This is a genomic window from Motilimonas pumila (assembly GCF_003596335.1).
Lineage (GTDB): Bacteria > Pseudomonadota > Gammaproteobacteria > Enterobacterales > CBDFNC01 > Motilimonas > Motilimonas pumila.
The window spans coordinates 64,689-86,878 of the sequence record NZ_QZCH01000009.1; the positions used below are offsets into that span (position 1 = coordinate 64,689).

Consider the following 22,190-nt stretch of genomic DNA (forward strand, 5'->3'; position numbering starts at 1 on the left):
GATACTAAATCAGAGGGTTAGGCTCAAAATTGGATCAAAGTAAATACCTATGCGGCATTTTTGATGCGTTACAACGAGTGCTCAAGCAACAAGGCATCACTTATAAAACGCTGGCAGAATCTCTCAGTATCAGTGAAGTGACGGTAAAACGTGTATTTCAAGACCGTGACTGTAAAATGAGCCGCATTGTGCAAATATGCGAAGTCATAGGCGTGCCTTTTACCGATGTGTTGGCGGTGGCGGAACAAGCGCCACCAAAATTGGATAGTTTGCCGGTGCGAGCCGAGCATGCATTATTAAAAACGCCGGGTTTGTTGCCTTTTTTTATGCTGCTGTTAAATGATTTCTCCGTAGCAGCCATTTGTCAGGAGCAAGGCATTAGCACCGCTGACAGCTATTTGTACTTGCGTGAGCTGGAAAAAATTGAACTGATAAAGTTAGGTCAGGGAGATGAATTCGTGTGGCTGATAACGCGACCGGTAAAATGGTCGGTGGCTGGTCCGTTTCAACGGGTATTGATCAGTGTGAATCAGCGCTTTGTTAAGACCTGTATCGAACAACATCACGACGCACCCATGGCATTTCAATCCGCAGCGAGAAAAATCAGTGAGTCAACTAAGGAGAAATTTGAACAAGCTTTGGCCGAGGTTTACCGAGACTTTCAAAAACAAGCAAGTTTGGACCAACTGTATTACGATCAGAGTGAGTTGCACAGCCACAAACTATTACTGGCTTTTTCAACATTTGAAATTAGAAATTTTTGCCAAGTACCTGATTTTAAACAAGGCTAGAGGATTGGGAGGAATAAAAGATATGTACAATAAAGAAATGGTTGCGGGAGCTGGATTTGAACCAACGACCTTCGGGTTATGAGCCCGACGAGCTACCAAACTGCTCCATCCCGCGACTGAAAGGGTAATGCTGAATTGGTTGCGGGGGCTGGATTTGAACCAACGACCTTCGGGTTATGAGCCCGACGAGCTACCAAACTGCTCCACCCCGCGACTGTAATTCATTGATAAAATTGGTTGCGGGAGCTGGATTTGAACCAACGACCTTCGGGTTATGAGCCCGACGAGCTACCAAACTGCTCCATCCCGCGACTGAATTTCATCTTATTTATCAAACGTATTTACAACCATAAATGGTTGCGGGAGCCGGATTTGAACCAACGACCTTCGGGTTATGAGCCCGACGAGCTACCAGACTGCTCCATCCCGCGCTTGATAAATGTTCTTAGATTGGTTGCGGGAGCTGGATTTGAACCAACGACCTTCGGGTTATGAGCCCGACGAGCTACCAGACTGCTCCATCCCGCGTCCGTCTAAGAGCGGCGAATACTATAGACTTGATCTGACTTATGCAAGCAGATTAAACAATAAAAATTTCGAGTGCTGTTTTATTATTCAAATCGTATAACTTGTCTACATTTAGGATTTATCTGTGCCTACATCAAGACTTTAGGTATAATGCGCGCCAATCGCAACCATGTCAGGTTGCTGCCGCTTAGCTTTATCAAACATCGGAAAATTGAATGTCTACCACTACTTCATATGATTATTTTGTTACTTGTGCCCAAGGGCTTGAACCCCTTGTAGAGGAAGAACTTAAGTCTTTCGGTATTGAACAAGTAAAAGCCGTTCGCTCTGGTGTTAACTTTTCTGGCTCCAAGCAGCAAGGTTATCAAGTGTGCTTATGGTCTCGTTATGCATCACGTGTGCTGCTCAGATTAAGTGAGTTTAAAGTACATGATGTAATGGATTTATACCTTGGCTGTAGTTACGTTGCTTGGGAAGACGTGTTTGATATAAAGAAAACGTTTGCGATTGACTTTTCGGGTAAGAATGAAGAAATCCGTAATACCCAATTCGGGGCATTAAAGGTCAAGGACGCAATTGTCGATCGTTTTCGTAAGAAGCTAGATGATAGGCCTAATGTCGAAAAAGGTAATTCCCAGGTCCGCATCAACGTCCGTTTATTTAAAGATAAAGCCCACGTATACCTTGATTTAGCTGGTAGCCCTTTGCACCATCGAGGTTATAAAACAGAAACAGGTGCCGCGCCGTTAAAAGAGAATTTAGCGGCCGCTATTGTTAGACGCAGTGGCTGGCAAACGGACACCCATATGTTAGATCCTATGTGTGGCTCTGGCACCTTGGTCATTGAAGCGGCTTTGATGGCGACAAACCGTGCCCCTGGACTGCTGCGTGACGGTTATGCGTTTGAGCATTGGAAGGATCATGACGTTGAACTTTGGACCAGCATGCTGGCACAAGCTCAAGTACAAAATAAGCGCAATGAAAATAAGTCTGACACGCGTTTTTATGCCAATGACAAAAGCCGTCGTTTGATCGAGATTGCGCGCAGCAACGCCCAGCGTGCCGGTGTCGCTGACTTAATTACCTTTAGTGTAAAAGATGCAACAGAGCTGGGAAATCCCCTCGATGGCCAAACTGGTCACATCATATCTAACCCTCCGTATGGTGAACGAATGGGGGAGATGACTGGCGCAATCGAATTATATTCCAATCTGGGTAACCGTTTTAAAAAGAGCTTCCCAGGCTGGCAAGTATCATTGTTTTCGACCGACACCGAACTGCTCAGTTGTATTGGCTTAAGGGCAAGCAAGACCTACAAGTTGTTCAATGGGCCATTAGAATGTGTATTAAAGAACTACAGCATCAGTGAACGCAGTATGGCCAGCGATAAACCGGCCATCTACGCCACGGATTTCGCCAATCGTTTAAAGAAAAATCTGCAGCAAAGACGCAAGTGGGCCAAGCGAGAAGGGGTAGATTGTTTCAGGCTCTATGATGCTGACTTGCCAGAGTACAATGTGGCGATAGATCTCTATGTTGATCATTTGGTCGTGCAAGAGTACGCGCCGCCTAAGAACATTGACCCCGCGAAAGCACGGCGTCGAATTTTAGACGTGGTGGCAACGGCAAGGCATGTGTTAGAGATTCCTGAAGATAAATTGTTTTTGAAAGTACGTGAAGTACAAAAAGGCAAAAGCCAATATCAAACCTTAAACAAAAAGCAATCACTCCTTAGCGCGAGTGAATACAACGCCCTGTTTGAAGTGAACCTTAGCGATTATTTAGACACCGGCTTGTTTTTAGACCACAGGCCTACGCGGAAAAAATTGGGCGAACTGGCGCAAGGTAAACATTTTTTGAATTTGTTTTGTTACACTGCTTCGGCTTCTGTACACGCGGCCCTTGGCGGCGCAGCATCCACCACTAGTGTAGATATGTCCAATACCTATATAGACTGGGCAAAACGCAATTTTCAACTAAATAAAATCAAAGGCGCACATCACTTTGAGCAAGCAGATTGTTTGAAGTGGCTGGATCATTGTCAGCATCAATATGATTTAATCTTTATCGATCCGCCTACATTCTCTAACTCAAAGCGCATGCAAGGCACGTTTGACGTGCAGCGTGATCACGTTGAGCTGCTACAAAACGCGCGTAAAAATCTTACAACAGGCGGTGTGTTGGTTTTCTCTAACAACAAACGCGGGTTTAAGTTAGACCATGATGCTGTGAATGAGTTAGGCTTTGAGATCCAGGACTTTAGCAAGCAATCGATTCCTGAAGATTTTAAACGCAACGATAAAATTCATCAGTGCTGGATTTTAACTCTGTGCCGTTAATTTTATACTCGGCAGACGGCTGTCACCTCTGTGAGCAGGCGAAAAGGTTGCTCGCTCAGATAGGGGTGGAGTATCGCGTGGTAGACATCGCACTTGACGATGACTTGGTCGCTCGTTTTGGCGTGCGTATTCCGGTGATTGTTAAAAGCAATGGTGAAGAACTTGGGTGGCCGTTCTCGGCTGAATCCATCGCAATATTTATGGAATAATTAGCAGTGGCATTAATTACGTTACAACAAGCCGACTTGGCCTTTGGCGATACGCCGTTACTTGACAAAGCAGAGCTTGTCATTGAGCCGAAAGAACGTGTCTGTTTAGTAGGCCGAAACGGTGCAGGCAAGTCGACTTTATTGAAAGTATTAGAAGGGCAAATCCAACTTGATGATGGCCGCATTGTTAAAAATAACGATGTTAAAATATCGCGCTTAGAGCAAGATCCTCCTCAAGTGGAAGGCGTTACTGCGTATGAATATGTTGCTGGAGGCATGGCTGAAGTTGGCGCGTTAGTGGCTGAGTACCACCACATATCTGCCAGCTTGGGTGATAACCCCAGTGATAAAGTACTCAACCGCATGCAATACTTACAAGAAGCGTTAGATCAATGCGACGGTTGGCAGTTAGACAGCAAAATTAATCAAACCCTCGAACGATTGAACATCGAGGCTGATATTTGCTTAGATCAACTCTCTGGAGGCTGGCAACGTAAGGTGGCGTTGGCAAAAGCGCTTGTCAGTGAGCCTGATTTACTCTTTCTCGACGAGCCGACCAACCATCTCGACGTAGCCACAATAGAATGGTTAGAACAATTCTTGATGGGGTTTTCCGGCAGTATTGTATTTATTAGCCATGATAGGGCATTTATCCGCCGCCTAGCGACACGCATTATCGACATTGACCGAGGTAATCTCAGCTCTTGGCCTGGAGATTATGAAACATATTTAGAGCGTAAAGAAGAAGCGCTCAGGGTTGAAGAAGAGCAAAATGCGGAGTTTGACCGCAAACTGGCACAAGAAGAAGTGTGGATCCGCCAAGGCATTAAAGCGCGTCGAACGCGCAATGAAGGGCGCGTGAGAGCCCTTAAGAAAATGCGTGGTGAGCGCTCAGATCGCGTTAATGTGATGGGCAAAGCCAAAATTAACGTGGATGAAGCATTGCGTTCAGGCAAAATTGTGTTTGAAGCAGAAGATTTAAGTTACGAATTTGAAAATCAAATTATCTTAAAGCATTTTGATTTCACGGTGTTACGCGGCGATAAAATTGCGCTGATTGGCCCAAATGGCTGCGGTAAAAGTACCCTACTCAAAATTATGCTTGGGGAGCTTGAGGCTCAACAAGGCCACTTTAAGTGTGGTACTAAATTAGAAATCGCCTACTTTGACCAATACCGTGATAAATTAGACCCAGAAAAAACCGTCATGGATAATTTGGCAGAAGGCAAGCAAGAAGTAGAAGTAGGGGGGCGAAGCCGCCACGTACTCGGCTACTTACAAGACTTCCTGTTCCACCCTCGACGTGCAAGAACGCCAGTTAAGGCACTTTCTGGCGGCGAAAAAAATCGCTTGTTGTTGGCCAAAATATTTTTGAAGCCAAGCAATTTATTGGTGTTAGATGAGCCAACCAACGATTTAGATGTCGAAACCTTGGAACTTTTGGAAGAATTGCTTGCCAATTACCAAGGTACATTGCTGTTGGTAAGTCATGATCGACACTTTGTGGATAACACTGCCACCCATAGTTGGGTATTTCACGGGGAAGGTGAAATTGAAACCTTAGTGGGAGGCTATGCCGATGCAAAAGCCAGTATGGAGGCAAGAAAAGCTAGACACACGACGACTGAGGTCAAGGAAGTTGTCAGTCAGCCTGTTGCGGTAGCGAAAAAAACAGAAAAACCGCGTAAGTTAACCTATAAAGAAAAGATTGAACTCGAAAAACTGCCTGCATTATTAGAATCACTTGAGGCAGAAATTGATGGGCTACAACAAGAGATTAATTCTGCTGAATTTTTTAGTCAGCCTGCCGATTACACGCAATCACAATTAGAATTATTAGCTCAACAGGAACAGGCGCTAGACGATGCGCTTAACCGTTGGGAAGAATTAGAAGAATTACAATAAAAGGGATGCCTTTAATGAAGTTTCAACAGTCATTGTTAGCCAGTGCTATTGCTTTAACATTTTCTTCGGCCGCAATGGCCACCGCCCAGGAGGCGTATTATTTAATTGAAGAAGTTGAGGTCAACCAAGCCGGTGACTTTATTGACGCCAACTTTGGCCCGTTTGCCCAAGCAATTTCTGACGATGGTTATTACATAGGTGCGTTCAGTACTCGTTCTAGCATCAAACAATATGATTATGGTTTAAGGTTTCAATACGAACGCGAATGTTATTTCGACACCACTGTGTGTGAAGCTGATTGGATTGGTTCAAATAACGAGTCTAATCCAGCATATGAAAATGGCTTGAAATTCTGGCGAAATGCCCAGAGTTTTGCCGACGAAAATGGCTATGACAGCCAGTTTTTCACTTATCTGATTGCAGGAATGGCTGAGCCTTCACAAGCTTATTTGCCCTTTGACACAGGCCGTTCATTTTCAACCGACCAAGTTGTGACTGCGGTGAATAATAATGGTGATATAGCGGGTTATGGCTCTGCACCTTATAGTGCTTCTGCTCCCTATGTGCGTGACTTCGTAAGACGAGGTTTTTATCAAAGCGCCGCCGGTGATTTTTGTGAGTTAAAACCAAGCCTGGAACTGACCAATGGTGGTTACAGTGCTGCGTATGACGTAAGAATGGTCACATCAGAAGATGGTACGATAAAAACCCTTGTTTTTGGCAGTGCCAGTGTGAGCCGCCCAGATAATAACGATGATGCATTTACTCGTTGCTTTAATACCAATGACGAAGATAGCAGAAACGATTTAAACCAGCTGACATATTGTCCAGGGTTCAATACACAGCCATGGGTGTGGGACGTTACAAATGGCTGTGCAGGCGGTAGTCTGGAAGGCGAGTCTATGGTGGCTGATCCAACGAATGCTTGGATTGAGAACAGAGATGACAGGTTAGGCACGATTTATAGCGGTGTGTCATTATCAAGTAATGAAAGCGGCATTGCGGTCGGGTTATCCACGCTTTACTATCGCAACGATGAACGAGGGTCTCGTGAACGCGCAGTGGTATTAAAACCAACTAGTAATGGCAGTTATGGTGTAACGCCTCAATATTTAGAAAAAGTAGAATATGATATTTCGACCGATTACGATGATCGCAAAGATTATATTCGTCATACTTGGGCTGCAGATATTAACAACAGTAATTTGGTTGTTGGTAACCGAGCTTACGAGCTAATTAAAGGCAGAAACCGTCCATCAGAGTTTTTTGTTTACAATTTGACCAATGATACTTATACAACGCCGTTGAAGGACAAATCGGTTTTAAATAAGAAACAAAGATTGGAAGGCCAATCTGATTATTTAAATGGTGCAAGCAGCCAGGCAACTGCCATTAATAACTCCGGACTTGTCGTTGGTTTTGCTGATGCCCCCGGTGAAGAACAACCTGTTGTTAATGGTAACCCAAGACGACATGCGGCATTTGTACATGATGTGTTAACCCAAGATTCCTGGTTACTTGACGATCTTATTTGTTCTCGCAATGACAGCGGCGTAGTAACAGTGCCTTACATTCGAATCTCTGAAGCTAAAGACATCAGTGAAAATGGACAAATCGTAGCGACTGCGTATAAGTACCCGACCAAAGAAGATTTTGCTAATTTAGTTAATGCACAGCCTATTATTGTTAAGCTAACACCAAACCCTAATGCTACAGGCGGGATTAATGAACAGGTAAACTGTTTTGAAGCGCCCGAAGCGGAAGAAGATGACAAGCCTTACAAACGCTCTGGCGGTCATTTCAATTGGTTATTCTTGTTAATGATTCCTGCTCTGTTGTACAGACGTTTTAGCAAGGAAAGTTAAACCTGCTGGCCTCTTAATTGTTTGAGGGGCCATGGCTTTTGATTAACCAGGTTGCTTCCATGCTTCCGATAATGAGCCTTTACCCAAACAGTCATCATTGTTTCTTTGGTATGGGCTCACCTCTCTGTCTTTTATTTTCTCAGTCAAAATTAAGCTTGCAGTCCATTTTTTTTATGCGGCTGTGGTTTTGGTCCACATTTATCTTCGATTTTTCATGGCTTGCGCTTTTTAAATGGCAAAGAAATTGTTATAAATCCACCTAGTACTGCAAGATAGCAATGGAGTGTTATGAAGTACCTTGCCAAGCTGGGCCTGCTTGTGGCGACATTCATCTTTGGCTTTTATTGCCATATATTTTTTTCGGCGCCAGAAATTGAATATGTGCAACAAGCCGAGCCACTTACCCTAAGCCAGCACAAACCGGAACAGACCAAAGAAATTTACAAAAGTGCGTTAGCGGGTAACGCTCAAGCGCAATATGATTTGGGTCAACATTTGTTATTAATTGACGCCAAGCCAGCGGCGTACCTCTGGCTAAAACGTGCGGCTCACCAAGGCGTGGTCGCTGCGCAGGTCGAAATGTCCCATTATTATTTAAAACGTTACAGCAACGTCTCCGATCAAGAGAACGCCATGCACTGGGCTGAATTGGCGGCCATGAATGGCAGCAGCGAAGGCATGTATCTATTAGGTCAATTATTCTTAGACAAGGCGCAGTTTAGTTTAGCCGCAGATTGGTTTAAGCAATCTGCCGAGTCGGGCAACGTTGATGCCATGTATCAATTGGCACAAATTTTTCGTTACTGTGAGTGCCAGCTAATGGATGATGCGATAGCTGCGCATTGGTTTAATCAAGCGGCGAGAAATGGACATGCTCCGGCGATGATGGCCATTGCCACTATCGTTGCGGAGCAATCTGACATTGACTTTATGATGCCTAATGAAGTCGATGAATTACAGTTCTTATATACCACGGCCGCTAAGCAATGGCACCCCAAAGCCCAACAAGCCCTGGCGGATTTATTATCAGACACGGATCATGACCCGGTGATGGCGTATGTTTGGCAATCGGTCGTTCAACAAAATAGTCAAAATACTCCTGAGCTATCAGGCATTAATATGAATCAGCTACAGCGCATCTTGCCCCTTACTGAGCGTTATATTGAGCAGTATACTGTGCCAGATAACGGAGCCACGTTTTAATGAATAAACAACCTTTTCAATGGCATTCGCTTAAGGTCTTTATCGCGGCTTTATGTTCGGCAGCTATTATGCTTCCGAGCGCATCAGCGTTAGATTTCACCATGTCAGAAAGTTACCAGCAGGCACAAAATCACGACATTAAAGCCATGCGTCAAATGGCTAAGCTTTACCAACACCAATCGTCTACCATATTACAGCGTCAATTTTGGCTCACTCAATTGGCTGATAAAGGCGATATTGAAGCGACCTATCAGTTGTGTAATGACGTCAACCTCAATGCTGGCAGTGCTTTTTCTTGGTGCTTGAAAGCGGCGAAGGCCAATTACGCTCCCGCTTTTGTCGCTTTAGCGGATCGTTATAATTTTGCCGCAGGCGTGGAAAGATCAAACGCCCATGCGTTATATTGGTATCAATTAGGAGCCGATGCGGGACTCGCGCCGGCCCAGTATCAGCTCGCGATGGCGTATCAAAATGGTGATTTTTTGCCGCAAGATAGTCAACTTGCTTTTGATTTATTTCTTAAAGCGGCTGAGCAAGGTTATGACAAAGCGCAATTGCGGCTAGGTGAAATGTTGCTTTATGGTCAAGGCATTAATCAAGACTATACTCAAGCTATGATTTACCTGCAACAAGCTGCACATTCCGGCAATGTTCAAGCGCAATTTTCATTAGGAGTAATGAAGTATCAAGGGCTCGGGCAGACACCGGATACTGTGTTAGGTTTTGCTTGGGCTAGCCTAGCGCATCAGCAACTTTCTGGATTTGAACAAAGGCAGAAAAACCGCCAACTAAATGAGATGAAACGCGCCCTTAGCCCAGGGCAAATGACGGCAGCAAAAAAGGTACTGACAGAGTTGAGCCAAGAATATATTTTATAGTCGATAGACTTAAATTAAAAATTGTAGCAACAGGCAAAGATTTAAAGAGTGCCAACCAACTTACGACTTTGGGTCGCCATTGAAGAACTAAACCTTTTATGACTGATCCTCAATCATAGTCAGACACGTTTATCTCATTTTGGGGGTAAACATGCATCAACTCACAGAGCAAGACATCAGTCGGGTCATCGAAATGGCGTGGGAAGACAGAACGCCGTTCGAGGCTATCGCCTATAATTTTGACATAACAGAGCCACAGTTGGTCCGCTTAATGCGTAATCAATTGAGCTTAAGAGCCTTCAAACGCTGGCGCCAACGCCATCGCGGTCGAAAAACTAAACACCTTTCGCTTCGCGATAAAAGCGTCAATCGAAGTCACTGTGCGACACAATACAAGCATAAATAACGGTTTGAACTATTTATATGTTGTTATTTCACGGTTAATTGAGAGCGGCGTAATGAAAGCGTAAGTGGCTTTCTATAAAAGATGCAACGAAGTAAAGACTGTGGTCGTAACCTGTCTGGATGTTAATTTGCGCCTTGATATCAAACTGTTTACACACATTAATAAGCGCATCGGTACCAAGCTGCAGAGGATACAAGGCGTCTTGGTCCCCCTGATCTATCAAGATTGGCAGCTTGTGAACAGAAGCTGGGTTATTTTTCAACAATTCTACCGCATCATAATTAAGCCAAGCAATGTCACGGGAACCCAAAAACTGGCTCAATACCTTTTGGCACCATGGGTGTTTACTGGGATGACACATAGGGGCGAACGCAGACACTGAGCAATAATCACTGGGGTGCTTAATGGCAATGGTAAGCGCACCATGACCTCCCATTGCATGTCCCATTAAAGACTGCTTACCAGTGACATTGAAGTAATCTTTGATAAGAGTGGGTAATTCTTGATGTATATAGTCATACATTTTGTAATGAGAAGACCAAGGGCTTTGGGTGGCATTAAGATAAAACCCTGCCTCAAGATCAAGTGAGTCCTCAGGTAAATCTGGCACCTGAGCCCCTCTTGGGCGGTTATCCGGCATCACGATCACGATGCCGAGATCCGCTGCAATCCGCTGTATACCAGCTTGAGCCGCCAAGCTTATCCGAGGGTTAATGGATGCTGTTAACCAGTAGATGACAGGAGCAGGCGATAATTGGATTTTAGGAGGTAAAAATACGGCGAATTGCATATCGCAGCTGAGCGTATGAGCATGATGGCTATAGGTTTGCTGGCGTCCACCAAAGCAAGCCTGATCTTTAAGTAAAGTCAAAAGTTCTGTCATCGTTAGTCCTACAGCCTCAAGCATGAATAGGTGATTTATTAGCTCCAGCAGCAAATCGCCGGATACTCACTTTATGCAACAACCTTAGACGTAATAAACAAAAATCGCTCCCAAAACTGGCAACCTTATCGAATATTTGTATGATATGCGTTCAATAACTAGTGACAGAGAACAACGTGAGTTTTCAAAAAGATATGCTGACATTTGTCGAAACTGCTTTGGCTGACTTAATTCAAGCTCAGCAACAAGGTAAGGTTTCAGCAACGCCCGTTAGTGAAGGCCATTATTTAGCCGTGTGGTTAACCCGCGCGATAAAACAACAACGGTTTGCCAGTAGCATTGCCAAATATCTACTGGGGTGGCAGAAACAGGCCCGTAGCCAAGGGACAAAAGCCGAGTTAAAAAAGCAATTTCAATCGATTCTTGCAACCTACCAACATCCAGGTTTAGTTAGCAATGATTCACCCATTAGCCGCGAACGCATTGAGGCCTTGCTCGACGACTTAGCCGACCAAGGTTGGCAAGTTGTGTCTGAGCATGCTGTCGATCGAAAGGTAACCCACTTTACCGCAGGACAAGCTTCGCTTGTGATTTGCCGAAATAACCTTGAACAAGCACTATCCTCAAACCTTGTTGAGCCATTAGTGTTGTACGTAAGAGGGCCGGTACCTGAATTGGTCCAACAAGCTGCCCATCGTGGCTTACTTTTATTTAAGACCAGCGATTACAAATCCAAAGTAAAATACCACGGAGAATATCGAATCTTCCCCCATAATGAAGGCCCGAAAGTCCCGGAAATTATCTAACAAAATCGGCAAAAACTATTTCCCTTTATATACTTATATCAATTTATAAAGGGGAGCACAGATGAACGAATTTCTAGTACATGGGGCAACGGTGTTTATGGGCTTTTTTGCCATCATGAACCCAATAGCAAATGCGCCCATCTTCTTAGGGCTAACGGCAGGCTTAGACCACAAAAGTAAACGACAAGTTGCCTTACGCTCAGTATTTGTGGCGCTAGTATTGATCGCCATTTTTTCAGTGGCAGGGAAAATGGTGTTTGAGCTTTTTGGTATTAGCTTACCCGCGTTTCGGGTAACGGGCGGCATTTTAGTGGCGCTCATTGGTTTTCACATGTTGCATGGAGAAAGCTCAAAAGTACAACAAGACAATTGCGATGAACAGGGCACCAACTTGAGCATTGCAATTTCACCGTTGGCCATGCCCATTCTAGCAGGCCCTGGTACCATCGCTACCGCCATGAGCTTTTCTGCCCATGGTGGTGTCAGTGAAATGTTATTAACGATCGGTGCGTTTGCTCTTTTATGTATTGTGACCTACTTTGCCTTCATCTTTGGTGAGCGCTTAGTGTCTTTACTGGGCGAGAGTCTGATGAATATGATCACCAAATTAATGGGCCTCATTTTGGCCGTGATAGGCATTCAAATGTTGATTGATGGTTTGATAGGCGCCTTTCCGATACTAGCCAAAGGCGTCGGCTAACAAGGCCAAACTCGGCCAGGGAAGTAGCTGCTTCCCTGGCGCTCAATCACTGTCAAAGCGCTTTATGTTTATGCACTAAGTTATAATCTGCCAATGCGGCGTAAGCACTTGGAATAATAAACAGTACCAGTAAAGTAGAACTAAAGATGCCAAACACAATGGAAATAACGATAGGCTTAACCACTTGTGCTTGTAAGCTGGTTTCTAGTAATAAAGGCAAGAGTCCTGCCGCGGTGGTGAGCGAGGTTAAGAATACGGCGCGGAATCTATCTCGACTGGCTTTAATGACCGCTTCTTGAACGTTATCGCCAATATCAACGTGATGGCGAATATACTGAACCAATAATATCGAGTCATTGACGACGATGCCGGCCAAAGAAATGAACCCCAAGATGGAAGGCATAGACAGGTTATGCCCGGTCAATAGATGACCCCAAAACACGCCTATTAAAGCTAAAGGGATCGCCAGCATCACCACAGTAGGCTCTAAATAACTTCTAAACTGAAAGCTAAGAATGGCAAACAAACCAAATAAACCTATGGTAAATCCTTTTTGTAATGACGCCCCGGTTTTTTCTGTTTCTTTTGCTGCACCTTCGTAGTCTATTCGCAGGCCGGGAATCTGTGTAATAAGCTGTGGCAAGAAGTCACGGCGAACCTTAGTGAGGATTTCAGCACCATTAGCGATATGGTTATCAACATCAGCCATCACAGTGACGGTTCTTAACCCGTCAATCCGTTGGATCTGAACAAAGGCACGCTCATACGCCAAATTAGCCACCGCATTAAGAGGGATTTGTTGACCTTCTGGCAGCATAATTGGAAAGTTAGCCAATGTTTGCATGTCGCCAGCTTGGCGTTCATTTAGCTGAACTTGGATTTCAATGTTCTCCGGACCTACTTGGATTTCATCTGCAGTTTGACCAAAATATGCGGCTCGTAGTTGACTGGCAATCATCTGGCCGTCGACACCATAATTTTCGGCGCCGGGTTTTAAGCTAATACTGACTTCTTCTTTGCCTGGGCGCATGTCATCAAGGATGCCGTTTACACCGTTAAATTGTGCAAGATATTGTTGTAAGGCGAGGGAGGCTCGCTTAACTTGCTGTAAGTCGTCATGTTGCAAGCGCACCTCTATGTCACGACCGGCTGGCCCCATAGCAGGTTGTTTGAAAACCAAAGAGATTGGCATGCTGAGCTCACCCGTTTCATCCCGCCACGCTGCGATAAAATCGTTGATTAAAGTTTGCCTAATTTCAGCTGAGAGTAAATCCAATCTCACTGTTGCGATATGAGGGCCTGATTCACCAGCGTCAGCATTAAAATTATAATGGGCGGTAATATCACGCAGCAACGGACTAGGTTCATTATTAGATTGGCTCAACTGTTTTGCTACGCGTTTGGCACTGGCGATAATTGTTGCGGTAACTGTTTGCGTTTGTTCAAGTGTTGCCCCAGGCGCCAATATGACCCTCGCTTCTGCAATATCTCCGTCTAATTCTGGAAACGGCACAAATTTAACCGCACCACCGGCCACGAGCGCAACCGAGGCAAACAATAAGCCAAAAGTAGCGCCAATGCTTAAATACCTGTGGCGGACCACCACCGTCACCATGTTAAGCAGGGTTACATTTTGAAAATGTTCAAACCGCTTAAGGAAAGCCAGTTTAAACGGGTGCGGATGAGCAGAGCCGGTTTTTTTTAAAGAGTGACTGAGGTGATTAGGTAAGATCAAAAAAGCTTCAATCAAACTGATGCTCAGTACTAATATAAGCACCAAAGGCACGGCCGACAAAACTTGGCCCATTTGACCGTCAAGCCATAATAAACTGCCAAAAATAAAGATAGTGGTTAGAAACGACGAGATAACGCCCGGCGCCACCTTTTTCACCCCTGCTACCACAGCGTCATCAACCTTGAGGCCTTTTTCAATATGGGCAGCGATGGACTCCGCGATAACAATGGCATCATCCATCATAATGCCGATTGCCATTAATAGCCCCACTAGGGTCATGATATTGATGGAAATGCCCAGTACACTCATTAAAAACAACCCGCCCATAAAAGCCACGGGCAAGCCTGCAGATACCCAGAAGGAGTATCGTAACGAGAAAAATAGCCACATACTGGCAAATACTAGAATGATGCCTTGCCAGCCATTATTGAGAAGCATAGTGAGACGGTCTTGCAGCAAAGATGACATATCGTTGGTTAACGTTAAAGTGATGCCCGCAGGAGCACTGAGCCTTTCTGCTTCAATAAAATCGATGACCTTGGCTTTTATCCGCAAGGCGTCATCGGCTTTATTTTTCTTAATGTTGATGATCGCGGCGGGTAAGCCGTTAAAAAGAATTTGCTCTTCTTCTATTTCAAACATGTCTGTGATGGTTGCTATGTCTCGCAAACGTACGACGCCGCCATCTGGGTGGGAGGAGACTATGGTGCGGCCAAGATCGCTAGGCGTGACTTTTCGCTCATCAAATCGTAGCAACAGATTTTTGTCAGCCAGCTCGATATTGCCGGCTGGCATTTTCACATTTTGCCGCCCCAATTTGTCAGCTATGTCATTGATAGTTAGATTAAGGCGCCTTAAATCGCTTTGATTAACCTCGACCCTGAGCTGATGGTCTGAAAAGCCACTGATGCTTACCAGACTGACGCCGGCATCAATCTTTAGTCGTCTTTTAACATCTTCTGCATAGGCTTTTAAGTCTGGCCAGCTGGCATCTGCAGCAATGGCGATGTCGACGACGGGTTCAGCCCAGTCTAGCTCTTTCACCGTTGGCGGCTCAATCTCAGCGGGAAAATCGTTGATGCTGTTGATTTCAGTTTGTATGTCGACTAATGCACGGCCTATATCGGCTTGCTCACTCATTTTTACTATTAATGACGCCATGCCTTCACTGGCTTTACATTTGGTTTCTTCTATATTACTTAAACCGTCGACCGCATCTTCCATCCTTAAGCACAAACTTTCTTCTGCTTCAGCCGGAGATGCACCCGGGTACACCACAGATGCGATAATATAGGGGGGAGAGAACTCTGGAAATGTTTCTCGTTTTATGGTGCCCATGGTGGAAGCCCCCAGCACAAAAAACGCTAACATAAGTAAGTTGGCGATGGTGGGATGACGTGTAAAAAACCGTATCATTCGCCGCCTTCCTCGTTATTATTTACTGTCTTCAGGGCCATTCCGGGAACAGCGGGGATCAAGTCATTCAAAATGAGCCGTTCTTGTGGGGCATGTGTTGTTGAAATAACGACGCCTTTTGAAGAGCGAAACAACACTTTTACTGGTCGGATGACCAACTGATCGTGTTTATCCATTAAGTAGATTTTATCACCGTGTAAAGCCCGCTCAGGGATCTCAAGCTGCTGGCTTGCGTGTCCTTCAATAGTAGCGATTACAAACATGCCTTTCGATAAGGGAGGTTTAAGGTGGGGATCTATTTGTCGGTAAGCTTGTGTCACTTCGAGGAAAAAACCAACGGTTGCTTGATCCGGGTTGATAGTATCGGCGATACGCGTCACCTTAGCAGGCCAGACATAATCTTGGTTGCCTGCCCGCATTGCTACCTCAGCTTTAAAATTGAACTGGGTGACGTCAGGCAATTGATTATTAGTGGGAACTTTTGACATGCTGGCAATAAGATCGTGTGTGTCTTGTAAAGAAACTTCCGCTTTTATCTCTACCGCGCCAAGTTGATGGGCAGAAAAAAGTAAATTTCCCACACTGACCGCCTGGGACGTTTCCACCTCTACCTCTGCAATCCTAGCGTCAAATGGAAGCACAATTTGAGTATTAGCCAGCTGCCTTTTAGCGTCTTCAAGCTGCGCTTGATGAAGGTTAATTTGAGCTTTTGCCACCGCGCGATCCCCTGGCAGCAGTGCCAGCGCACTTTGTAGATCCTGCACAGCTTTTTGTGTTCCCAGTAACGTTTGCTTTTGGCTCTCAAATTCTGAATTTGAAACCAGGCCTTTTTGTTTCAGGGTTTTTTTCCTTCGGTATTCTTGCGCCACCAATGCCAATTGTTGTTGTTCAATCTCTAAGCTGGTTTCAAGGTTGGTTTGCTCTTGCGTCAATTTTTCAAGTTGAGCTTGGCTAGACTGAATATTTGCTTGCGCTTGGGCTAACTTTAATTCGTACTCTAACGGATCTATGGTGAGCACTAAGGTTCCTTGTTGAAGGAATTGACCCGTTTCAAGTTGAGGGTGACGAAAAAGTACTTTTCCGCTGACCTCTGCCAAGCTTTGCCATTGGTGTTTCGGCGCTACACGGCCGTAGCCAATAACTGAGGGGGCGACGTTTGTTAGGGCGAGGGGCATAACTTCTACCAACTTTGCCGTTTCAGCTTGCGGTGAGATGGGTGGCGAAGGCTTTAGCTTAATGGCCAAAAGCAGTAGAGTAATCCCACCGAGTAGGCCAAAAAATGCAAAGCGTTTACGGGTGAAATCCATCTCTAATAAGCCTCAATCGGTAAGTTTTAACATGCAGGTTTCTATATAACATATAATAACTTAGCACACACGGTAAGGCCGGAAATTGATTTTAGGACAAGAATAGTTATGGTCGAGCATTTAGGCACGGCTTTGAGCAGTGAAATTCTCACAACCTGTGTGTAATTTATAGTAGTTACGAGATTTGGTAGATTAATCTGTGTATAAAAGGTATGCAGGATTTAAGTTACTCACAAATTCTGTGGGTAAGTCTGTGGGTGTTAATGCTAAAAGGTGTGAAAAGCGAGATATAGATTTGAAGTTAAAAAAAAGGCCTTGTTAAACAAGGCCTTAATGATTTTATTGTTGTTGCGATGCTTGTATTGCCGTTAAGGCGATGGTGTACACAATATCGTCAACTAGTGCGCCACGAGACAGATCGTTTACAGGCTTTCTCATGCCTTGCAGCATAGGCCCAATACTGATCAATTCAGCACTTCGTTGAACAGCCTTGTAAGTAGTGTTACCTGTGTTCAAATCTGGGAAAATGAAAACGGTTGCTTTACCTGCCACAGGGCTATCTGGCGCTTTACTCTTAGCCACGTTTTCCATGATCGCTGCGTCGTATTGTAACGGCCCATCAATAATTAAGTCAGGGCGGCGCTCTTGCGCGATTTTGGTTGCTTCACGCACTTTCTCTACATCTGAGCCTGAGCCCGATGAACCGGTAGAGTAACTGATCATCGCCACTTTTGGCTCTATGCCAAACGCAGCTGCTGAATCAGCTGACTGGATGGCGATGTCTGCCAACTGTTCAGCGTTAGGATCAGGGTTGATGGCACAGTCACCGTAAACTAATACTTGGTCAGGCAGTAACATAAAGAAGATGGACGAAACCAAGTTCGCGCCTGGCGCAGTTTTAATCAATTGTAGCGGCGGACGAATTGTATTTGCCGTAGTGTGAACCGCCCCAGAGACCAAGCCGTCGACTTCGTCTTGTGCCAACATCATGGTGCCAAGTACCACGTTATCTTGTAATTGCTCTCTCGCGACTACTTCAGTGAGTCCTTTGCCTTTGCGAAGCTCTACCATAGGTGCCACGTATTTTTCGCGCACCGTAACGGGGTCAATAATTACCACGCCTTCAGTCAACTTCACCCCTTGTTGTTCAGCAACAAGTTGTATTTTATCTGGATTACCGAGCAGGATAGGAGTTGCGATACCGCGTTGTACACACAGTGAAGCAGCTTTTACGGTGCGAGGTTCATCACCTTCAGGTAGCACAATTCGGCGGTTAACAGCGCGAGCCAACTCAGTAAGGTGATAACGGAACGCTGGTGGTGACAATTTACGTGGCAAAGTAGAGCCTTGGGTCAGTGTTTCAATCCAGTGCTTATCAACATGACCGGCCACGTAATCTTGAACTAACTCAATGCGCTCGGCGTCGTCTGTCGGAATTTCCATATTGAAACTCTGCAACCGAACCGAGGTTTGCCAAGTATTGGTTGATATCATCATGATCGGCAAGCCAGTGGTTTCCATCGCGCGTTCACACAAACGCATCACTTGTGGCTCAGGTCGGTAGTTACCGGTTAGCAGTAGGCAACCAATTTTGACACCATTCATCGAAGCCAAGCAAGCCGATACGATCACGTCGCTGCGATCGCCCGATGTAACCAACATCGACCCCGGTTTGAAGTGCTCAACCATGTTGGGTATAGAGCGAGCACAGAAAGTGACGCTTTGCAGACGGCGAGTATCCATGTCACCTTTGTTGATGATGATGGCATCAAGGTGCTCGGCTAAGTCTCTTGCTCTTGGCGCCACTAAACTTGGGTTCCAAGGAATGCAACCTAGAATGCGCAGCGGGCTTTTGCCAAACATTTGCAACACTTCTAGGTTGGTATTGGTTTTCGAACTCGGCATTTCAAACATTTCAGTAAGATCTGGTCGAGTACGGTCTTGATCATCAAGGGGCGCTCCTACTTTATTGATGATACAGCCGATGATACGCGTATTCTTATGGCCACCAAAAGCTGATACCGCAATTTCGATACGCTCTTTTAACTGTTGACTAGAGTCGTTACTTGGGTGCGTGACAAATACCATTTCGGCACCAATGGCTTTAGCAATTTGGTAGTTTAATTCATTGGCAAACGGATGTTTGATCGTTGGCACTAAACCTTCAACGACGACAACGTCAGCTTCAGAGGTGCCGGTTTTAAAACGGGCGACCACTTCTTCTAGTAAATCTGAAGTCTGGTTACTGGAAATAAGGTTTTCAGCATACTGCATGGTAAAAGGCTCAGGCGGCAGTATGTTGGTAGCGTTACGAATAATCGTTGTACTACGCTCAGGGCCGGTATCACCGGATTTTGGTTGTGCAATTGGTTTGAAAAAATTCACCACGACACCGTGGCGTTCCATGGCGCGAACCATGCCAAGACTGACTGAAGTGACACCAACACCTGAGCCAATAGGAATAAGCATTATTGTACGAGACACTCTAGTACCTCTTTTATTTTGAGTTCAAAAAAGGGGAGCAAGCTCCCCATCAATTTTGCGCAATTAGCCTTGCACTAAGCTTGCTGAATCCTTAGCGATGACCCACTCTTCATTAGTAGCGATAACCATAGAAATGGGTGAGCCTTCTTGAGTGATGATGCCTTCACCGCCAAAACGCGCGCTCAAGTTTTTCTCTTCATCCACTTGATAACCAAAAATGCTTAAGTGGTTAAGCACCTTCTCGCGAATGGAATTGGAGTTTTCACCGATGCCGCCTGTGAAAACCAGGGCGTCAATACGACCTAAAGGAACGGCGTAAGAAGCGATATATTTAGCTAAACGGTAACAGAAAATTTCCAACGCTAAGGTGCAGCCTTTGTGACCTTCCGCGTAACCTTTTTCAATGGCGCGGCAATCACTTGAAACCTCAGAAATACCCATCAAACCACTTTGTTTATTCAACACATTATTAACTTCGTCTAGGGTGTAACCCAGTTTATTAACCATGTGTTGAATAATGCTAGGGTCAATATCACCAGAGCGAGTGCCCATTACCAAGCCTTCAAGGGGGGTTAAGCCCATGCTGGTATCAACACTTTTACCGCCTTTAACGGCACAAATGCTGGCACCGTTTCCTAAGTGCGCGGTGATCACGTTGGTCTCTTCTATTGGTTTATTAAGCGCCGCGGCGGCTTGCTGACTCACAAATAGATGACTGGTGCCGTGCATGCCGTAACGGCGAATACCGTGCTCGCGGTAAAGTTTATAAGGCAAGGCGTATAAATATGACGACTCTGGCATGGTCTGATGGAACGCGGTATCAAAAACTGCGACTTGTGGCAGCGATGGGAAAGCAGATTGTGCCGCACGAATACCGATTAGGTGCGCTGGGTTATGCAATGGTGCAAGCGCCGCGCATGCTTGAATACCTTGTACGACAGATTCGTCAATTAATACTGATTTAGTGAATTTTTCTCCGCCGTGCACCACGCGGTGACCAACGGCAATCAGACTCTCAAGAAGCTCTGGCTTTTTCGATAAGATTTTAGCAACAATAAATTCGATGGCTTCGCGGTGTGCAGAGAAGGCACCCAAAGAAGCTTCTTCTTTTTCGCCATCAAGTTTCCACTTGATGCGCGCTTCTTCGAGGTTGAAACATTCAGCTAGGCCAGAAATATACTCGTCGCCGTTATCAGCATTAAGTACCGCAAATTTTAGAGAAGAGCTACCACAATTAAGAACGAGAACGAGTTTGTTCATGCAAAAGTCCTAAAAATAACATTTTGATTACAAGTGATCGCGTAAACAGACTATGGCAATCACTCGGCTTAATGTATCCTTAATACTAGCCGATAACTTAGCTAGTGCTGTGAATAGGTAAAAACCTGTTACGTCCTGCAACTTCACAATTCTCATTGCCAGGTGTTAACGTCTGGTAATCGTATTGCGAGTTAAGTGTAATAAGAATACAGCTAATGTAAGAAAATAACAAAGTGAACCTAGTGTGATGTTAATTAAAATCAATTTTCTAGCAAATCACGGGTGAATTATGCAATTTTAGGTATATAAAAAGCAATGATGAATGTTTTTGGTAGAAAATTACAAGATGGCAAAGACTACATGAAATTGTGGCCGAGAAGAAAAGAGCTTAACGGCTTATTTCCTGAGAACCGCATTATGCAAGTCACTCAATTTGCAGAACATAGTATGCCAGCGTTAGCCGTACTAACCTTGCTCATCCAATACCAATTTGGCGCGGATATGTTTTGGCCCACCAGCGTGGTTATGGTAGTTTTTATGCTCAGCTTACCACTTCAGGGGCTATTTTGGTTAGGTAACCGGGCTAACACGCGATTACCACCGAGTTTAGCAAATTGGTATCACGAGCTATTTGCAAAGTTACAACAAATTGAAGAGCCTGATATTGATTCCGTCAACAAGCCTAAATATCGCGATTTAGCCTTGGTGCTCAAGCGGGGATTCAAATCTCTCGATAAAGCATTTATTAAGGATTCATAGCCATAAAAATGGCCATTGTGCCAAAGCCAAGGTGTGAAAACGTGATCCTTTTTGTTTTTTCTTCGTTCTAACTGAGATTAAATGATAGGCGGAATATTGGCGCGAGGCAGATATGCAAATTAGAGGTATCATTTTCGATTTAGACAACACTTTAGTGCTGTCGAAACTTAACTTTGAACAAATTCGACACGATATTCGATGCCCAAAAGGAGCGGATATTCTGGATTTTATCAGCACTTTGCCTGCGAGAGAGCGAAGCGTAGCGGAGCAAAAAGTGCGCGAGCATGAACTTGATGACGCTCAGCACGCGACCTGGTTGCCAGGCGCAAAGCGTTATGTCGATTTACTCGCCAAAGCAAACATCCCTATGGCCATTGTCACCCGTAATTATTCTGCTGCCGCAGATGTTAAAATGCAGCGCAACCGAATTCCAATACCTTTGTTACTCACCCGTGAAGACGCACCCGCGAAACCCAACCCGACGGCCCTTTTACAAATAGCTAAGCATTGGCGTATTGACCACCCAGAAATCATGTACATTGGGGATTATAAATACGATGTCGATGCGGCAAACAATGCTGGAATGCTGTCTTGTTTGTACTGCCCAGGAGCGCTACCAAGTTACAGTGGTGATGCGGATATTGTTATTAGTCATTTTGATGAATTAATTCTAAAACAAAGACTTACTTCTCAATAATAAAGGCTTTTGTTGGCAA

The 22,190-nt window shown here is 44.9% G+C and carries 17 protein-coding genes and 5 tRNA genes; 12 read left to right on the forward strand and 10 right to left on the reverse strand.

Features of this window, described 5'->3' with window-relative positions:
• Positions 1-29 precede the first annotated feature (29 nt).
• Complete coding sequence (locus D1Z90_RS08715) at positions 30-791, forward strand: helix-turn-helix domain-containing protein (protein ID WP_158587090.1); 762 nt, start codon at positions 30-32, stop codon at positions 789-791.
• Positions 792-829: 38 nt separating this feature from the next.
• Here D1Z90_RS08715 and D1Z90_RS08720 read toward each other — a convergent pair.
• From D1Z90_RS08720 to D1Z90_RS08740, 5 genes are all read right to left on the reverse strand, one after another.
• Positions 830-906, reverse strand: a tRNA-Met gene (locus tag D1Z90_RS08720).
• Positions 907-927: 21 nt separating this feature from the next.
• A tRNA-Met gene (locus D1Z90_RS08725) sits at positions 928-1,004 on the reverse strand.
• A 21-nt stretch (positions 1,005-1,025) separates the two neighbouring features.
• Positions 1,026-1,102: transfer RNA gene (locus tag D1Z90_RS08730), tRNA-Met, on the reverse strand.
• Between the two features lie 43 nt (positions 1,103-1,145).
• A tRNA-Met gene (locus D1Z90_RS08735) sits at positions 1,146-1,222 on the reverse strand.
• Between the two features lie 20 nt (positions 1,223-1,242).
• Positions 1,243-1,319, reverse strand: a tRNA-Met gene (locus tag D1Z90_RS08740).
• 215 nt (positions 1,320-1,534) lie between these two features.
• On the opposite strand from D1Z90_RS08740, the gene rlmKL reads away from it, so the two are divergent.
• From rlmKL to D1Z90_RS08775, 7 genes are all read left to right on the forward strand, one after another.
• Positions 1,535-3,658: a bifunctional 23S rRNA (guanine(2069)-N(7))-methyltransferase RlmK/23S rRNA (guanine(2445)-N(2))-methyltransferase RlmL gene (rlmKL, locus tag D1Z90_RS08745; RefSeq protein WP_119910371.1), complete on the forward strand. Its 2,124-nt coding sequence runs from the start codon at positions 1,535-1,537 to the stop codon at positions 3,656-3,658.
• The gene (locus D1Z90_RS08750; protein WP_119910372.1) at positions 3,649-3,867 is read left to right on the forward strand and encodes a glutaredoxin family protein; all 219 of its coding nucleotides are present in this window, start codon (positions 3,649-3,651) and stop codon (positions 3,865-3,867) included. Before rlmKL ends, D1Z90_RS08750 begins: the two co-directional genes overlap by 10 nt.
• Before the next feature lie 6 nt (positions 3,868-3,873).
• Positions 3,874-5,772 carry an ATP-binding cassette ATPase Uup gene (gene uup, locus D1Z90_RS08755; RefSeq protein ID WP_119910373.1) on the forward strand — a complete coding sequence of 633 codons (1,899 nt, stop codon included), beginning with the start codon at positions 3,874-3,876 and terminating at the stop codon, positions 5,770-5,772.
• Between the two features lie 14 nt (positions 5,773-5,786).
• Entirely contained in the window at positions 5,787-7,637 is a 1,851-nt protein-coding gene (locus D1Z90_RS08760) for a DUF3466 family protein (RefSeq protein ID WP_158587091.1), read from the forward strand.
• 288 nt (positions 7,638-7,925) lie between these two features.
• Positions 7,926-8,840, forward strand: coding sequence for a tetratricopeptide repeat protein (locus tag D1Z90_RS08765; RefSeq protein WP_119910375.1), 915 nt, complete (start codon positions 7,926-7,928; stop codon positions 8,838-8,840).
• Positions 8,840-9,718, forward strand: a complete 879-nt coding sequence (locus tag D1Z90_RS08770) for a tetratricopeptide repeat protein (protein WP_119910376.1) — start codon at positions 8,840-8,842, stop codon at positions 9,716-9,718. The genes D1Z90_RS08765 and D1Z90_RS08770 overlap by 1 nt, the downstream gene beginning before the upstream one ends.
• A gap of 151 nt (positions 9,719-9,869) precedes the next feature.
• The gene (locus D1Z90_RS08775; RefSeq protein ID WP_119910377.1) at positions 9,870-10,124 is read left to right on the forward strand and encodes a TIGR03643 family protein; all 255 of its coding nucleotides are present in this window, start codon (positions 9,870-9,872) and stop codon (positions 10,122-10,124) included.
• 34 nt (positions 10,125-10,158) lie between these two features.
• Here D1Z90_RS08775 and fghA read toward each other — a convergent pair whose 3' ends face one another.
• Positions 10,159-11,007: an S-formylglutathione hydrolase gene (gene fghA, locus D1Z90_RS08780; protein WP_198419084.1), complete on the reverse strand. Its 849-nt coding sequence runs from the start codon at positions 11,005-11,007 to the stop codon at positions 10,159-10,161.
• A gap of 176 nt (positions 11,008-11,183) precedes the next feature.
• Between fghA and D1Z90_RS08785 the strand changes: the two genes are divergently transcribed.
• Complete coding sequence (locus tag D1Z90_RS08785; RefSeq protein ID WP_198419085.1) at positions 11,184-11,813, forward strand: DUF2913 family protein; 630 nt, start codon at positions 11,184-11,186, stop codon at positions 11,811-11,813.
• Between the two features lie 61 nt (positions 11,814-11,874).
• Entirely contained in the window at positions 11,875-12,513 is a 639-nt protein-coding gene (locus tag D1Z90_RS08790; protein WP_119910378.1) for a MarC family protein, read from the forward strand.
• A gap of 52 nt (positions 12,514-12,565) precedes the next feature.
• On the opposite strand, the gene D1Z90_RS08795 is transcribed toward D1Z90_RS08790, so the two are convergent.
• From D1Z90_RS08795 to D1Z90_RS08810, 4 genes are all read right to left on the reverse strand, one after another.
• A complete protein-coding gene (locus tag D1Z90_RS08795) occupies positions 12,566-15,664 on the reverse strand; it encodes an efflux RND transporter permease subunit (RefSeq protein ID WP_119910379.1) in 3,099 nt (1,032 codons plus the stop codon).
• Positions 15,661-16,971 carry an efflux RND transporter periplasmic adaptor subunit gene (locus D1Z90_RS08800; protein ID WP_119910380.1) on the reverse strand — a complete coding sequence of 437 codons (1,311 nt, stop codon included), beginning with the start codon at positions 16,969-16,971 and terminating at the stop codon, positions 15,661-15,663. Before D1Z90_RS08800 ends, D1Z90_RS08795 begins: the two co-directional genes overlap by 4 nt.
• 339 nt (positions 16,972-17,310) lie before the next feature.
• A complete protein-coding gene (pta, locus tag D1Z90_RS08805) occupies positions 17,311-19,455 on the reverse strand; it encodes a phosphate acetyltransferase (protein WP_119910381.1) in 2,145 nt (714 codons plus the stop codon).
• 63 nt (positions 19,456-19,518) lie between these two features.
• Entirely contained in the window at positions 19,519-20,715 is a 1,197-nt protein-coding gene (locus tag D1Z90_RS08810) for an acetate kinase (protein ID WP_119910382.1), read from the reverse strand.
• A 315-nt stretch (positions 20,716-21,030) separates the two neighbouring features.
• Here D1Z90_RS08810 and yfbV point away from each other — a divergent pair, with 315 nt between their 5' ends.
• Both yfbV and D1Z90_RS08820 read left to right on the forward strand, forming a co-directional pair.
• Positions 21,031-21,474, forward strand: coding sequence for a terminus macrodomain insulation protein YfbV (gene yfbV / locus D1Z90_RS08815; protein WP_119910383.1), 444 nt, complete (start codon positions 21,031-21,033; stop codon positions 21,472-21,474).
• Between the two features lie 112 nt (positions 21,475-21,586).
• A complete protein-coding gene (locus tag D1Z90_RS08820) occupies positions 21,587-22,171 on the forward strand; it encodes an HAD family hydrolase (RefSeq protein WP_119910384.1) in 585 nt (194 codons plus the stop codon).
• Positions 22,172-22,190 lie beyond the last annotated feature (19 nt).

Bases quoted from the DNA above. Each gene is read 5' to 3' on its own strand.
- D1Z90_RS08800 (WP_119910380.1), bottom strand. From the start codon at position 16,971: ATGGATTTCACCCGTAAACGCTTTGCATTTTTTGGCCTACTCGGTGGG.
- D1Z90_RS08790 (WP_119910378.1), top strand. From the start codon at position 11,875: ATGAACGAATTTCTAGTACATGGGGCAACGGTGTTTATGGGCTTTTTT.
- D1Z90_RS08765 (WP_119910375.1), top strand. From the start codon at position 7,926: ATGAAGTACCTTGCCAAGCTGGGCCTGCTTGTGGCGACATTCATCTTT.
- yfbV (WP_119910383.1), top strand. From the start codon at position 21,031: ATGATGAATGTTTTTGGTAGAAAATTACAAGATGGCAAAGACTACATG.
- D1Z90_RS08795 (WP_119910379.1), bottom strand. From the start codon at position 15,664: ATGATACGGTTTTTTACACGTCATCCCACCATCGCCAACTTACTTATG.
- fghA (WP_198419084.1), bottom strand. From the start codon at position 11,007: ATGACAGAACTTTTGACTTTACTTAAAGATCAGGCTTGCTTTGGTGGA.
- D1Z90_RS08760 (WP_158587091.1), top strand. From the start codon at position 5,787: ATGAAGTTTCAACAGTCATTGTTAGCCAGTGCTATTGCTTTAACATTT.
- D1Z90_RS08810 (WP_119910382.1), bottom strand. From the start codon at position 20,715: ATGAACAAACTCGTTCTCGTTCTTAATTGTGGTAGCTCTTCTCTAAAA.
- D1Z90_RS08770 (WP_119910376.1), top strand. From the start codon at position 8,840: ATGAATAAACAACCTTTTCAATGGCATTCGCTTAAGGTCTTTATCGCG.
- D1Z90_RS08775 (WP_119910377.1), top strand. From the start codon at position 9,870: ATGCATCAACTCACAGAGCAAGACATCAGTCGGGTCATCGAAATGGCG.
- D1Z90_RS08820 (WP_119910384.1), top strand. From the start codon at position 21,587: ATGCAAATTAGAGGTATCATTTTCGATTTAGACAACACTTTAGTGCTG.
- rlmKL (WP_119910371.1), top strand. From the start codon at position 1,535: ATGTCTACCACTACTTCATATGATTATTTTGTTACTTGTGCCCAAGGG.